The organism is uncultured Jatrophihabitans sp. (genome assembly GCF_964246335.1).
Lineage (GTDB): Bacteria > Actinomycetota > Actinomycetes > Mycobacteriales > Jatrophihabitantaceae > Jatrophihabitans.
In genome coordinates this window covers 1-12596 of sequence record NZ_CAXTQF010000031.1, presented here as the reverse complement: position 1 = coordinate 12596, position 12596 = coordinate 1, and the positions used below count along the sequence as shown (strand labels likewise).

General features: G+C 70.7%; 16 protein-coding genes and 1 pseudogene. 9 read left to right on the top strand and 8 right to left on the bottom strand.

The window, feature by feature from the left end; all coding sequences use genetic code 11:
• Positions 1–3: 3 nt before the first annotated feature.
• Entirely contained in the window at positions 4–1053 is a 1050-nt protein-coding gene (locus tag ACFFCN_RS10580; protein ID WP_375491397.1) for a class I SAM-dependent methyltransferase, read from the bottom strand.
• 79 nt (positions 1054–1132) lie between these two features.
• Positions 1133–3739, bottom strand: a complete 2607-nt coding sequence (locus tag ACFFCN_RS10575; protein WP_375491396.1) for an AAA family ATPase — start codon at positions 3737–3739, stop codon at positions 1133–1135.
• A 104-nt stretch (positions 3740–3843) separates the two neighbouring features.
• Between ACFFCN_RS10575 and ACFFCN_RS10570 the strand changes: the two genes are divergently transcribed.
• From ACFFCN_RS10570 to ACFFCN_RS10555, 4 genes are all read left to right on the top strand, one after another.
• The gene (locus tag ACFFCN_RS10570; protein ID WP_375491395.1) at positions 3844–4836 is read left to right on the top strand and encodes a Gfo/Idh/MocA family protein; all 993 of its coding nucleotides are present in this window, start codon (positions 3844–3846) and stop codon (positions 4834–4836) included.
• 92 nt (positions 4837–4928) lie between these two features.
• Positions 4929–5303 carry an iron chaperone gene (locus ACFFCN_RS10565; RefSeq protein WP_375491393.1) on the top strand — a complete coding sequence of 125 codons (375 nt, stop codon included), beginning with the start codon at positions 4929–4931 and terminating at the stop codon, positions 5301–5303.
• Positions 5304–5366: 63 nt separating this feature from the next.
• On the top strand, positions 5367–6092 hold the full coding sequence (locus ACFFCN_RS10560) for an SDR family NAD(P)-dependent oxidoreductase (protein WP_375491391.1): 726 nt from the start codon (positions 5367–5369) through the stop codon (positions 6090–6092).
• Complete coding sequence (locus ACFFCN_RS10555; protein WP_375491390.1) at positions 6089–6526, top strand: MarR family winged helix-turn-helix transcriptional regulator; 438 nt, start codon at positions 6089–6091, stop codon at positions 6524–6526. The genes ACFFCN_RS10560 and ACFFCN_RS10555 overlap by 4 nt, the downstream gene beginning before the upstream one ends.
• Here ACFFCN_RS10555 and ACFFCN_RS10550 read toward each other — a convergent pair.
• Both ACFFCN_RS10550 and ACFFCN_RS10545 read right to left on the bottom strand, forming a co-directional pair.
• Positions 6523–7353: a hypothetical protein gene (locus ACFFCN_RS10550; RefSeq protein WP_375491389.1), complete on the bottom strand. Its 831-nt coding sequence runs from the start codon at positions 7351–7353 to the stop codon at positions 6523–6525. The two genes, ACFFCN_RS10555 and ACFFCN_RS10550, sit on opposite strands and share 4 nt — an antisense overlap.
• 82 nt (positions 7354–7435) lie before the next feature.
• Entirely contained in the window at positions 7436–7927 is a 492-nt protein-coding gene (locus ACFFCN_RS10545; protein ID WP_375491387.1) for a LuxR C-terminal-related transcriptional regulator, read from the bottom strand.
• On the opposite strand from ACFFCN_RS10545, the gene ACFFCN_RS10540 reads away from it, so the two are divergent.
• The gene (locus ACFFCN_RS10540; RefSeq protein ID WP_375491386.1) at positions 7880–8179 is read left to right on the top strand and encodes a hypothetical protein; all 300 of its coding nucleotides are present in this window, start codon (positions 7880–7882) and stop codon (positions 8177–8179) included. The two genes, ACFFCN_RS10545 and ACFFCN_RS10540, sit on opposite strands and share 48 nt — an antisense overlap.
• A gap of 20 nt (positions 8180–8199) precedes the next feature.
• Here ACFFCN_RS10540 and ACFFCN_RS10535 read toward each other — a convergent pair whose 3' ends face one another.
• Both ACFFCN_RS10535 and ACFFCN_RS10530 read right to left on the bottom strand, forming a co-directional pair.
• A complete protein-coding gene (locus ACFFCN_RS10535) occupies positions 8200–8436 on the bottom strand; it encodes a hypothetical protein (protein WP_375491384.1) in 237 nt (78 codons plus the stop codon).
• Between the two features lie 79 nt (positions 8437–8515).
• A complete protein-coding gene (locus ACFFCN_RS10530; protein ID WP_375491383.1) occupies positions 8516–9346 on the bottom strand; it encodes a helix-turn-helix domain-containing protein in 831 nt (276 codons plus the stop codon).
• Between the two features lie 86 nt (positions 9347–9432).
• Between ACFFCN_RS10530 and ACFFCN_RS10525 the strand changes: the two genes are divergently transcribed.
• Both ACFFCN_RS10525 and ACFFCN_RS10520 read left to right on the top strand, forming a co-directional pair.
• Positions 9433–10113 carry an SDR family NAD(P)-dependent oxidoreductase gene (locus tag ACFFCN_RS10525; RefSeq protein ID WP_375491382.1) on the top strand — a complete coding sequence of 227 codons (681 nt, stop codon included), beginning with the start codon at positions 9433–9435 and terminating at the stop codon, positions 10111–10113.
• 55 nt (positions 10114–10168) lie between these two features.
• Positions 10169–11188 (top strand): LLM class flavin-dependent oxidoreductase, encoded by a 1020-nt coding sequence (locus tag ACFFCN_RS10520; RefSeq protein WP_375491380.1) that lies wholly within the window; start codon positions 10169–10171, stop codon positions 11186–11188.
• Positions 11189–11295: 107 nt separating this feature from the next.
• Here the strand turns inward: ACFFCN_RS10520 and ACFFCN_RS10515 are convergent.
• Positions 11296–11439, bottom strand: a pseudogene (locus tag ACFFCN_RS10515) (phophatidylserine decarboxylase associated domain-containing protein); the annotation flags it as partial.
• A 20-nt stretch (positions 11440–11459) separates the two neighbouring features.
• Between ACFFCN_RS10515 and ACFFCN_RS10510 the strand changes: the two are divergent.
• Entirely contained in the window at positions 11460–11612 is a 153-nt protein-coding gene (locus ACFFCN_RS10510; protein ID WP_375491378.1) for a hypothetical protein, read from the top strand.
• Positions 11613–11617: 5 nt separating this feature from the next.
• Positions 11618–12280 (top strand): haloacid dehalogenase type II, encoded by a 663-nt coding sequence (locus tag ACFFCN_RS10505; protein ID WP_375491377.1) that lies wholly within the window; start codon positions 11618–11620, stop codon positions 12278–12280.
• On the opposite strand, the gene ACFFCN_RS10500 is transcribed toward ACFFCN_RS10505, so the two are convergent.
• A partial coding sequence (locus tag ACFFCN_RS10500; protein WP_375491375.1) for a helix-turn-helix transcriptional regulator occupies positions 12277–12596 on the bottom strand: 320 nt, incomplete at its 5' end. The genes ACFFCN_RS10505 and ACFFCN_RS10500 overlap by 4 nt on opposite strands.

Sequence of the window (12596 nt, the reverse complement as noted above, 5' to 3'; positions counted from 1 at the left end):
TGCTCAGGGCCGCACTTCGTAGACGGCGTTGAACGGCGTCTCGGCCACCTGGCGGAAGCGGCCGAAACCGGCCTCTTCGATCACTGCTCGGATCGCCGCCGGCCCGGCCTGCGCACCGAGCGTGCGGGTACCGCCCTGGGCCACGGCGTTCGGCACGCACAGGAACGTGGAGAACGAGTAGTAGACGCGGCCCACCGGGTTCAGATTCGCCTCCACGGTGTCGCCGGCGATCGGCTCCACGATCATCCAGGTGCCGTCGTCGGCCAGCCGCTCACGGACGTGCTGCGCGGCGCGCACGGGATCGCCCATGTCGTGCAGGCAGTCCATCGTGGTGACGAGGTCGTACGGCCCGCCCGGGATGGCATCGGCCGTCGCGGTCTCGAACGAGACCCGGTGGGTCAGCCCCGCCTCTGCGGCACGCTTGCGCGCCAGCAGGATCGACGCGTCGTGGCCGTCCGATCCGATGAAGGTCGACTCGGGGTACGCCTGCGCCATCAGGATCGTGCTCGCCCCGAGACCACAGCCGATGTCGGCCACCACTGCGCCGGCGCGCAGCTTGGCGTCCACGCCGTCGAGCGCAGGCAGCCACGACGACACCAGGTTGCCGACGTAACCCGGCCGGAAGAAGCGTTCGCAGCCGATGAACACGTTCTCGTCCTGATCGCCCCACGCAAGCCCCTCGCCGGAGCGGAAGGCGTCGACCATTCGCGGTACCGCGGCCAGCGTGCCGAGCGCGAGCTGGAACGCGCCCGGCAGGAACAGCGGGCCGGTCGGGTCGGTGAGCGCGAACGCCTGCTCGTCCGACAACGAGTACGTCCCGCTCGCGGCGTTGTAGCGCACGTATCCGCCCGCCGCCTGACCACGCAGCCACTCCTCGACGTACCGCGGCGCGGTGTCGGTGGCCGCCGCCAACTCCTCCGGCCGCTGCGGGCCCGTCGCGAGCGCGCGGTACAGCCCCAGCGCATCACCGATCACGACGGCCCCCGCCGCCACCGTCGCCCCGAGGTCGCCGACGAAGCGACCCACGAATTCCATCAGGACGTTCTCGTCCATCACCGTTCCTCCGATCGGAGCCCCGTGCTCCACGCAGCGAAGGTTGCCGGCTGCGCGGCGCAGCCCGCTTCGGCGACGGCTACCGAGATCGGTTCGGTTGGTTACCGAGGTCAGGCGTCGATACCCGGTCGTGCTGCACGGCAGCAGCTTCGCGACGGGTCGAGACGCCGAGCTTGACGAAGATCGCCGCCACGTGGCTGTCGACGGTGCGGACGGAAAGCACCAGACGCTCGGCGATCTCGCCGTTCGTCAGCCCGTCGGCGAGCAGTGCCAGCACGGTTTGCTGCCGTCCCGTGAGCCCGGCCGGGTCGCTGCGCGAATCGCGCGACGGTCCGCGCGGCACCCGTACCTCCCCGAGGTCGCGCAGCCGGCGGCGTACCCGCTGCGTCAGTGGTGTTGCGCCGAGCCGGTCGGCGATGTCCAGCGCGGTGAGCAGGTCGTCGATGTCCGTACTGCACGCCAGAGCCTCGGCCTGTTGGTAGGGCCAGCCCAGCCCGGCCCACTGGGCCGCTGCGTCCTGCCAGCGGCCCTGGAGCATCGACGCGTACGGCAGATGTGCCGCCGACTCCAGCGGTGGCGGGTTCGCCCCATGTGCGGCGAGCCGGTAGGTCAGCTCGTCGGCGTACTTACCGTTGTCGGCCGCCCGCGCGGCCGGCAGCAGCGCAGCGGCATCGACGACGGGGTCGGTGCCCGTGAGCGTGGCCGCCTCGAGCGCCAGGCACGCCAACTGCGCCGTGCGCTGCATTTCGTCCAGACGCACCGCCAGTTCCCAACCGTCGCGGATCAATTGCGTGGCCTCGGGGTCACCACGGCGTACGGCCATGGCGGCGCGCATGGTCAGGCTGATGCACCAGGCCGGCAGCACCTGCGGTGTCACCCGCTCGAGCAGCGTCGTGACCTCGTCCCATCGACCGCGGGCGAGCGCGATGCGTGAGCGCAACGCGAGCAGGTACTGGTGGAACACCACGAACTCGGCCTTCTCGGCGTGTTCGACGCCGGCCAGCGCGAACGGTTCCGCGTCGTCGAGCCGACCGAAGTCGATCAACGACGAACTCAGGTTGACGTAGCCGCGGCACGCGTCCTCGTGGTCGTCAATGGCCAGGGCGACGTCGATGGCCTCCTGCAGGGCCTCGCGTGCGGCCGGGTTGTCGCCGTGCAGGTTGAACAATGCGCTGCCCAGGTTGGTCAGCGCATGTGAGAGCACCGCGTCGTCACCGATCCGGCGGGCTATCTCGATGGCCTGGCGCGCAAGCGGCAGGGACCGTGCGGCGTCGTCGCCGAGCATCGCGAGCTGCGCCTCGTTGCTCAACGCGAGCGCCAGCACGCCGTCGTCGTCTCCGCTGCGGGCGACCACGGTTGCTTCGGCTGCCGCATCGCGTGCCGCATCCGGGAAGCCGCCCGTCCAGCAGAAGCGCGAGAGCCAGCGCAGGCTGCGCGCGAGAGCCGACGCGTCGTGCAGGCCACGCCACAGGGAGACGGCCCGCTCGCCGGCCGGGACGCCGGCGGTGTCGTCGCCGATCGTGTACAGCTCGACGGCGTAGGCCTCCCACAACCTGGCCTGCTGCAGCAATGCGAATCGGCCCTCGTGCTCGAGCACGGTGCCGTAATGGCTGGCTGCCTCCCGGTGCGCGCCTGACGCCGCCGCCTCGCGGGCCGCGCCCGGGCCGTGGCGCACGACAGCGTCGTCGTCGCCGGCTTCCACCGCGTGGTGGACGAGCTGGCTGACGTCGGCCCAGGACTGGCCCTCGAGCACGCGTAGCGCGACGCGGTTGAGTTCGACGCGCCGACTGCCGGACAGGGAATCGACCACCGCGCGTCGCGTCAGCTCGTGCCGGAATGTGACAGTGCCACCCGTTGTCGTCAGCAGCCCGCGCGCCTCCGCCTGATCGAGTTGCTGCCAGGCGTCCGGGACGAGCGCGTCGGTCAACGTGCGGTCGGCCGCTCCGGGCAGCACGGCCAGTTGCTCGACGACGTCCTGCACCGGCGCCGGAAGGAGACGTAGCCGGCCGAGCACGCCGTCGACCACCGTCGCCGGAGTGGTGCCGGTGTCGGTGGTCGACGCGATCAGCTCGGTGACGAGGTACGGGTTGCCGTCACTCAGGTCGAAGACACTGCGGGCGTCGAGCTGTTGCCCGGCGACGAGTTCGGCGACGGCCGCCGGCGACAGGCGACGCAGCGGCAGCCGCACGACGTCCGAGCGGTGCCCCAGATCACCAAGCATGGCGGTGAGCGGGTGGTCCCGATCGAGCTCGTCGCGGTAGGTGAGCACGAGCAGGACGGGCAGGGTGTCGATGCGCCGAGCCAGGAAGCGCAACGTGTCCAAGGTGGCCTCGTCGGCCCAGTGGACATCCTCGACGACGAGCACCGTCGGTGCGCCGGAGGCCAGCGCGCCGTGCAGCGCCGTCATCACCGCGTCGCGCTGGCCTGCGGACACCGCGTCGAGGACGTCACCGCCGAGCGCATGCGCCGTGTCCTTGAAGGGGCCGAGCGTGCGCGGCGTGCTGAGCGCGTCGCAGTAACCGACCAGCAACCGGGCCTCGGCCGGGAAGGCGGTGCGCAGCGCGCGCACCACGGTCGACTTGCCGATGCCCGCCTCGCCGAAGACCAGCGCGATCGAACCGGTGCCGCGCGCGGCTGCGCGCGCGGCGGCACCGAGCGCCGCGAGCTCCCCGGATCGCTCGAGCACAGGCACATCCTTGCGCCGCCGCGCCCCATGGACAACGCCCAATCCGGACACGTCGGCATGATGGTGCTATGCCGACATTGCCTGCCACACGCATACCCGACCCGATGGACGCACCGGCCATCCGATGGGGTGTGCTCGGACCGGGCGGCATCGCCCGTGACTGGACGGCCGCGCTGCACGCGACCACGGCGTCGCGGGTGACGGCCATCGGCTCGCGCTCGCTCGACCGCGCGCAGGCGTTCGCCGCGGACTTCGGTGTCGAGCGGTCTCACGGCAGCTACGCCGAGCTCGTCGCCGACGACGGCATCGACGCGGTCTACGTGGCGAGCCCGCACTCCGAGCATCGCGAGCATGCGTTGCTCGCACTCGCCGCCGGCAAGCCCGTCCTGGTCGAGAAGGCCTTCACCCGCAACGCCGCGGAGGCGGCCGACGTCATCGACTCGGCGCGCGAGCGCGGCCTGCTCGCGGTCGAGGCCATGTGGACACGGTTCCTGCCGCACATCGACGTCGTGCGCCGTTGCCTCGAGGACGGCGTGCTCGGTGACATCCGCGCGGTCGAGGCCGACCACGGGCAGCTGCTGTACCCGGACGGCCCGCGGCGACTCGCCGCTCCGGAACTGGCCGGCGGTGCCCTGCTCGACCTCGCGATCTACCCGATCTCGTTCGCGTACTTCGTGCTCGGCGGATTCGCGGCGGTGCAGGCGACGGGCACGCTCACCGAGACCGGTGTCGACGCGGGCGAGACCGTTGCCGTCGTCGGGCCGCGGGACGCGATCGGCACACTCGGCTCGACGATGCTGGCCAAGACGCCGTGTGCGGCGTCGGTATCCGGTACCGCGGGCCGCCTCGAGATCGACGGTTGGTTCTACCAGCCGAACACCGTGCGGCTGATCGACACCGACGACCGCGAGCTCGACCGGTACGACTCGCCGAGCCGTGAGCACGGACTGGCCTACGAGGCCGCCGAATTCGCGCGGTTGCTGACTGCGGGCAAGTCCGAATCCGACCTGCTGCCGCTGGACGAGACGCTGCGGATCATGCAGATCCTCGACGACATCCGCGCACAGCTCGGCGTCGCCTTCCCGGGTGAGGGCTGACGCTCAGGCGGGCACCCGTCACAGCGGCGGCGGCGTTCGGCGCCGGCGGTTCGGCGCCCCAGCGGCGCAGTGCACGCGGGTAGCTTGTTGCCATGCCGATGCCGAAGCGGTCCAGTGTCGAGGACTTCTTCGCGCAGCTGACCGACGAACAGCGGCAGCATCTCGAAGCGTTGCGGGCGCTGAGCCGCAAGGTCGACGCGGATGCCCGCGAGGAGCTGAAGTACAACCTGCCGGTCTACGTCCGCGGCGAAAAGGCCAACCTGTGGACGCTGCAGAACTTCAAGCACCACTGCTCACTGCGATTCACGCCTGCGTTCTTCGGCGCACACAAGGCCGCGGTCGAGGCCGAGGGCTACGAAGCGGGCGCAGGTTTCGTGAAGCTGCCCTACGAACGCGAGCTGCCCACCGAGCTGCTCACGTCGTTGATGCGCGCCCGCATCGACGACTACGAGAAAACCGGGGACTAGCCAGATCTCGCCCCAACTCGGCCGACTTGCCTCCCGATACTTGTATCGGCTATAACAGTTGCTATGACTACAACTAACGAGGAAGCGTCGCATGCGCCGGACGCAGGGCGGGTATTGCTGATCGGGGCGTCCCGGGGCCTGGGCCTCGCGCTCGCCGAGGAATGGGCGCAGGGTGGCTGGCAGGTCATTGCCACCGCACGCAGTGCGAACAGCCCCGAGCTGCAGGACCTCGCCGACCGGTATCCGGGTCAGCTGGAGATCGAGACCGTCGACGTCACCGAGCCCGAGCAGATCGCCGCCTTGCGCGATCGCCTCGTCGGGCGCAGTTTCGACCTGCTCTTCGTCAACGCCGGGGTCACCAACGAGCCCGAGGGCACGGTGGCCGAGACCTCCACCGACGAGTTCGTGCGCGTCATGGTCACCAACGCCCTGGGGCCGTTGCGCGTCATCGAGGCACTGGCGGACAACGTCACGGCGACCGGGACGATCGGCGCCATGTCCTCCGGCCAGGGCAGCGTGGCCAACAACGAGCGCGGCGGCCACGAGGTCTACCGCGGCAGCAAGGCAGCGCTCAACACCTTCATGCGCAGCTATGCGGCGCGCCACGAGGGGGAGCGGCGCAGCCTGATCCTGATGGCTCCCGGCTGGGTGCAGACCGGGCTGGGCGGCCCGGGTGCCCGGCTGCGCATCGAGGACAGCATCCCGAACGTGGTCAAGACGATCGATGCGCTTCGCGGCCACCCGGGGCTGCGCTACGTGGACTACCGCGGTGAGACAGTGCCCTGGTGAAGAGCACGCCTGCCGAGCACGTGTGGCTGCTCATGCAGCAGTTCGTCGACGCACACAGTCGGCACGGCGACATCGCCGACGCGCTGGGCTTCCGTCTCGGTGCCGGGCGCGGACAGGTGCTCTTCCAGTTGCACGACGGGCCGCGCACGCTGTCCGAGCTCGCCGAGGCGAACAACTTCGACCCGCCGTACGCGACGCTGGTCGTCGACAAGCTCGAGGCCCACGGCCTGGTCGAACGCCGCCCGCATCCCGATGACCGGCGTCGCAAGCTGGTAGCGCTCACCGACGCCGGCCGCGCCGCCGTCACGACTGCGGAGGAGATCAGGCGCCGGCCGCCCGGAGCGGTCAGTGCCCTGCGCGCGGACGACCGGCGGCAACTCACCGCTGTCCTGCAGCGCCTGATCGATGCGGACGCGGAGGGCGCCGCAAGCTAGCTACTGTCGTCCGCCTTCTGGTCGGTCGCCTCCTCCCGGTTCTGCCGGATTCTGACCAGCCCGTAGACGCCGGCCCCGATCGCGCAGGTGCCGACGGTCAGCCCGATGATCCACGACCGCTCCGTCCAGTCGCGGGCGGCGACGAGGGGTGCCCAGCCGGCCACGAGAACAGCGACCGACACGACGAAGCCGAAGAAGACGGTGCGCGTGTTCTGCAGGTCGCGGTCCTGTTCCAGGCCGAAGGTCCGGCGGCTGACGTCCGCGATCTCCGACATCACCTCGACCAGCTCGACCTGATCGCTGATGCGCTGTTCGAGATCGGAAACAGTTCCCGTCGAGTCGTCGGTGCTCTGCGCCGTGTCCCCGGAGTCGGCCGGGACGTCCGTCGGCGCCGCGCTGTCAGCCTGCGGCGCCGCTGTGTCGTCCGGCGGCTGGGTCGGCTGCGCGAACGACCAGTCGACCCCCGGCGCGAGCGCCTCGGCCACGTCGATCTGCTGCCCGATCCGACGGGCGATGCGATCGAGCTGCTTGTCCGCGCCACTCGACGCGCGACCGCTCCGCGCACCTCGGGCGGACCGCTTGCGTTGCCTCGCCGACCAGTCGGCGTTGGTGAACTGCCGCGATACCCGTTGCGCAGCGGCGCCCATGACTTCGTGAACGGCTCTGTCGAAAGCCTGCTGTTCTTCCTCGTTCAGGACTCCGTTGCGGCGATCGGCCAGCCGCCGCAGGGTCGCGAGCGGCAGGTCACGCACCGTGTCGACGGTGAACTCATCGGGCAGGTCGGCGCGGGTGAGCGCGGACCGTCGGCCGGGACGTGGTTCGGACATGGCATGTTTCTACCGCCAATCCAAGGCGGTGCAGGAGATGCGGTCGACGGAGTGAGCAATGCCGGAGATCGCCGTCGACGGTTCAGTGTTCCCCGGGGCGGATGAGGCCGGTTTCGTAGGCGGCGATCACAGCCTGGACGCGGTCACGTGCAGGGAGCTTCGCGAGCAGGTTGGCAAGATGCGTCTTCACCGTGGCCTGCCCGATGTGCAACTGGGCCGCGATCTCGGCGTTCGACCTGCCGGTGGCCAGCAGCCGCAGCACGTCGAGTTCTCGCTCACTGAGTTCGGCGAGCGCCGCAGGTCTGCCGTTGGCGACCGGCTCCGGCGCGGCCGTGAAGCGGGCGGTGATGAACGCCGACAGTTCCGGCGAAATCGGTGCCTCCCCGCGAGCCGCAGCATGGACGGCGTGGACGAGCCGCTCGCGCGGGGTGTCCTTGAGCAGGTAGCCACAGGCTCCGGCGCGCAGCGCCTCCCAGACGCTGTGCTCCGCGCTGAAGGTCGTCAGTACGACGACCCGGGCGCGGGGATGCCGCTCGGTGGCACCCTGCACGCCCGACTGCGCGACGCCGGCCACCCGCGCGGCGCGGTCGTCGGCGGCGTCGAACTCGAGCTGCAGACGACCTCCACGGACTACCCGTCGACCATCCTCGAGTCGGGCACGATCCAGCTGCCACAGGGCGTGCTCGCCGTGCAGGGCGTGCAGAGCGAGGACACCCCGAGCGCGCCGCTCGCGATCACCGGGGCGACCGGCCGGTACCTCACCCACCAAGGCACCGTCACCATCGGCGACGACGGCACCCTGACGATTCGCCTCACGCGTCGCTGACTCGCGCGCCCGGCACCGGGCTATCGCCGGCGCAGCTCGGTCTCGGCTTCGTTTCGCGCTCTGCAGTGCAGCAGACCCGTCGCGGCACTGACAGTCAGGCCGAGCGCCGTCAGGATCGCGATCTCCACGAAGCGGTGCACGCCGAGTGGATGACACAGCTCGCCGACCGTAGGAGCAACTCCGTTACCAACGCCCGAGCTGTAGGAGATTGCGTGGAATGCGTTGCCGCAATCGATGTCGGTCCCGGACGGCGTCATGTGCCGAAAACTGATCCAGCAGGCCAACAGGACCGTTGCCAGCGCGATCCAACGGCCGATCCCACGCCGACGAGGCAACTCAGGTCAACGCCTGGACGCCGGCGACGCGCAACAGATCCATGCGCGACGCGTCGGGGGAGCCGGGCAGCGTCGTGTAGACGACGATGCGCAGATCGGTGCCCGGGGCGGTGAGCACGTCGCAGTCGACGGTGATCGGCCCGACGGGCGTGTTCGTCGCGGTCTTCGTGCTGGCCCGGTGCCGGGCCACGTGCGCCGCGCCCCACCGGCGGGCGAAGTCCGGTGACTCGGTACGCAGCCGGGTGATCAGGGTGGCCAGCGCCGGGTCGTCCGGGTAGCGGCCGGACGCCTCGCGCAGGTCGGCGGCCAGATCGTCGCTGAACTCCTCGGCGTGCCGATCGTCGAAGTCGATGGCGCTCGGCGACGTCATGAAGTGCCGCCAGGCGACGTTTCGCTCGATGCCCTCCAGGTGCGTCGGATCGCCGGTCAACGCCACCCACAGCGGGTTGCACCACAGCAGGTCCCACGCCGCGGAGTGCACGCCCAGCGGCACGTCGCCGAGCCGGTCGATGACGCGCTGGACGCCGGGTGCGATGTGCCGTGGCACCACACCTGTCGAGGGCACCGCTGCGCCCGCGACGCGGTAGAGGTGATCACGCTCGTCGTCGGTGAGGCGCAGCGCGCGAGCGAGCGCGCCGAGCAATTGGGCGGACGGATGCTTGGCCCGCCCCTGCTCGAGGCGGACGAGATACTCCACGCTGACGCCGGCGAGCGCGGCAAGCTCCTCGCGGCGCAGCCCGGGCGCGCGGCGTCCAGACCCGGCGGGCAGACCGACCTCCCGCGGGCCGAGCCGGTCGCGCCACGCGCGCAGCACCTCGGCGAACTCGTCCACCCGTCCAGGATGCCCGGTCCACCCGCGCGGTGCCTGGTACCGGCAGTGCCTACCCACGTCGGTGCCGGGCGGCGCACGGTGGAGGCATGACCACGACACTGATCACCGGAGCCAATCGCAGCCTCGGTCTCGAGACCGCCCGCCGGCTCATCGACGCGGGGCACACCGTCTACGCCGGAATGCGCGACCCGGACACCGGCGATGCCGCACGTCAGCTGGGCGCGCGGGTCGTCCGGCTCGACGTCACCGATCAGGCATCGGTCGACGCGGCCGTCGAGGAATTGACCGAACTGGACGTCCTCGTCAACAACGCCGGCATCCTCGGTGCGGCATTCGGCGTCGAGGATCTGGACGCCGCCGCGATGACCGACGTCCTGGACACGAACGTCGTCGGCATCGTGCGCATGACCCAGGCGGCGCTGCCGCTGCTGCGCCGCTCGGCCAGCCCGGTGATTGTCAACGTGGCGTCCGGCGTGGGCTGGCCGCGCTATCTCGTGGATCCGACGCACGACGAGTACCCGGTCCAGGGCGTGCCGTACGCGGCGTCCAAGGCAGCGGTCATCGCGCTGACCGTGCAATACGCGAAGAACCTGCCCGACATGCGGGTCAATGTGTCCGATCCCGGCTACACCGCGACGGACTTCAACCGGCACAGCGGCCACCAGACCGTCACGGAGGGGACGGACGCCACGGTGGCGCTGGCGACGCTTCGCCCGGACGGCCCGACCGGCGAATTCCACGACCGCACCGGCCGCGTCGCCTACTGACGTCGCGTGCCTCGCCCGCGGGAAGAGCCGGGGACGACGCAGTGTTGAGCCGGGCATGAAGCGCATCGGGTTCCTGTCCTTCGGCCACTGGTCGCCGTCGCCGTACTCGCAGGCACGGTCGGGGTCCGACGTGTTGACGCAGTCGATCGATCTCGCGGTGGCGGCCGAGGAGCTGGGCGCCGACGGCGCCTACTTCCGCGTCCATCACTTCGCCAACCAGCTCGCGTCGCCGTTCCCGCTGCTCGCGGCGGTCGGCGCGCGTACTCGGCGCATCGAGATCGGCACCGGCGTCATCGACATGCGCTACGAGAACCCGCTGTACATGGCCGAGGACGCCGGGTCTGCCGATCTGATCTCCGGCGGCCGGCTGCAGCTCGGTATCAGTCGCGGGTCACCCGAGCAGGTCATCGAGGGTTACCGCTACTTCGGCTACGAGCCGGGGAACGGCGGTACCGACGCCGACATGGCCCGCGAGCACACCCGCGTGTTCCTCGACGTCCTTCGCGGCGAAGGTTTCGCCGAACCCAATCCGCGCCCGATGTTCGCCAACCCGCCCGGCCTGCTCCGCGTGGAGCCGCACTCGCCGGGTCTGCGCGAGCGCATCTGGTGGGGCGCCGGCACCCGCGCGACCGCCGAGTGGACGGCCGAGCAGGGCATGAACCTGATGAGTTCGACGCTGCTCAGCGAGGACACCGGCGTGCCGTTTCACCAGCTGCAGGCCGAGCAGATCGAACGCTTCCGCAAGGCCTGGGCCGACGCCGGACACAGCCACGAACCGCGTGTGTCGGTCAGCCGCAGCATCTTCCCGATCGTGAACGACCTCGACCGCGCCTACTTCGGTGCCGAGGGCAGCTCGCAGGACCAGGTCGGCTTCCTCGACGGCGGCAAGGCGCGCTTCGGCAAGACCTACGCCGGTGAGCCGGACAAGCTGGTCGCCGCCCTGGCCGAGGACGAGGCCGTCGCGGCCGCCGATACGTTGCTGCTGACCATTCCGAACCAGTTGGGCGTGGACTACTGCGCACATGTGCTGGAAGCTGTGGTGCAGGACGTCGCGCCGGAGCTGGGCTGGCGCTGACCCGTACTGCGCGATCGCGCCCGTGACGAAGTGACTCACCGCGCCGGGTTCGAACACTGCAGCTGGTCCTGCAGCCAGCTGTTCACCCGCGGATCGCGGTAGACCGCTTAGCCCGCGGGCGTCGACATCGTCCAGCCCGGGATCGCTGCGAGCGGCAGCATCACCATCGTGCTCTCGCCGTACTCCGGCGCCACCTGGAGAACACCGTTGACGAGCCGCAGCAACTCGTCGACGTCGCATGCGCGCGGGCGGCTGCGGGTACGACGAGGACATGGAGCAAACCGATCCCGACGAGCGCACCCCGGACAACGACGCTGTCACCGCTGCTGAGCAGATGAACGATCCGGACGGCGCCCAACCCGGCGTCGTCGAGGAAGCGCCCGACCCGCAGAGCGACGAGCCACTACCCGAGCAGATGCCCTGACCCACGTGCTCGTCTTCGACGTCAACGACACGCTCACCGATCAGAGCCTGTTCGCTCGGCGCCTCGAGCAGGTCGGCGCCCCGGGACACATTGCGCACACCTGGTACGCGTCGACGCTGCGTGACGGCATCGCCCTGACGTTGCTCGACGCCGCGCGGCCGTACGCCGACGTAGCGGGAGACGTGTTGCGTGGCCTGCTGCATCACGCCCAGGACCTCGACCGTGATGTCGCCGATGCCGCGGCGTATGTGCTGGACGGGTTCGCGCAGGTGCCGGCACATCCGGACGTCGCGCCGGGTCTGCGTCTCCTGGCCGACGCCGGCCACCGCCTGGTGACCCTGTCGAACGGCAGTGTCGACGTCGCGCACGGCATGCTCGAGCGCGCCGGCGTCATCGACACGGTCGAGCTGCTGCTCAGCGCCGAGGACGCCGGTGCGTGGAAGCCGGACCCGCGGGCATATCGCTACGCCGCGGAGCGCACCGGGGTGCCGCTTGCCGACCTCGTCATGGTGGCGGCGCATCCCTGGGACCTCGCCGGCGCCGCGGCACTCGGCATGCGGACCGCCTTCGTGGACCGGACGGGCGCGCCGTGGCCGGACGTGTTCCGCCGCCCGGACCTGCACGTCGGCTCGGTCGGTGAGCTCGATGCGGCGTTGCGTAGGCCCTAACCGGCGCTCGCGCCGTCCACCAGGACGAGCTGCGCGATCATCTCGCGCCTGCTGCGCACGCCGAGCTTCGCGAAGATCGACTTCAGGTGATCCTGCACGGTGTGCGGCGACAGGTGCAGCGTCGCGGCGATGGCCTTGGTCGAAGCACCCTGCAGGACCAGCTGTGCGACGTCCTGCTCGCGGACGGTCAGGCCACGGGCGGCCAGCGCCAGCTGCCCGATCGACGTCGGGCTCGCGGCGTCGACGGTCAGCACCACCGCCCGCCGCCCGTCCGCGCCGTCCAGCGGCATGGCCTGGACCGCCAGCCATCGGCCGG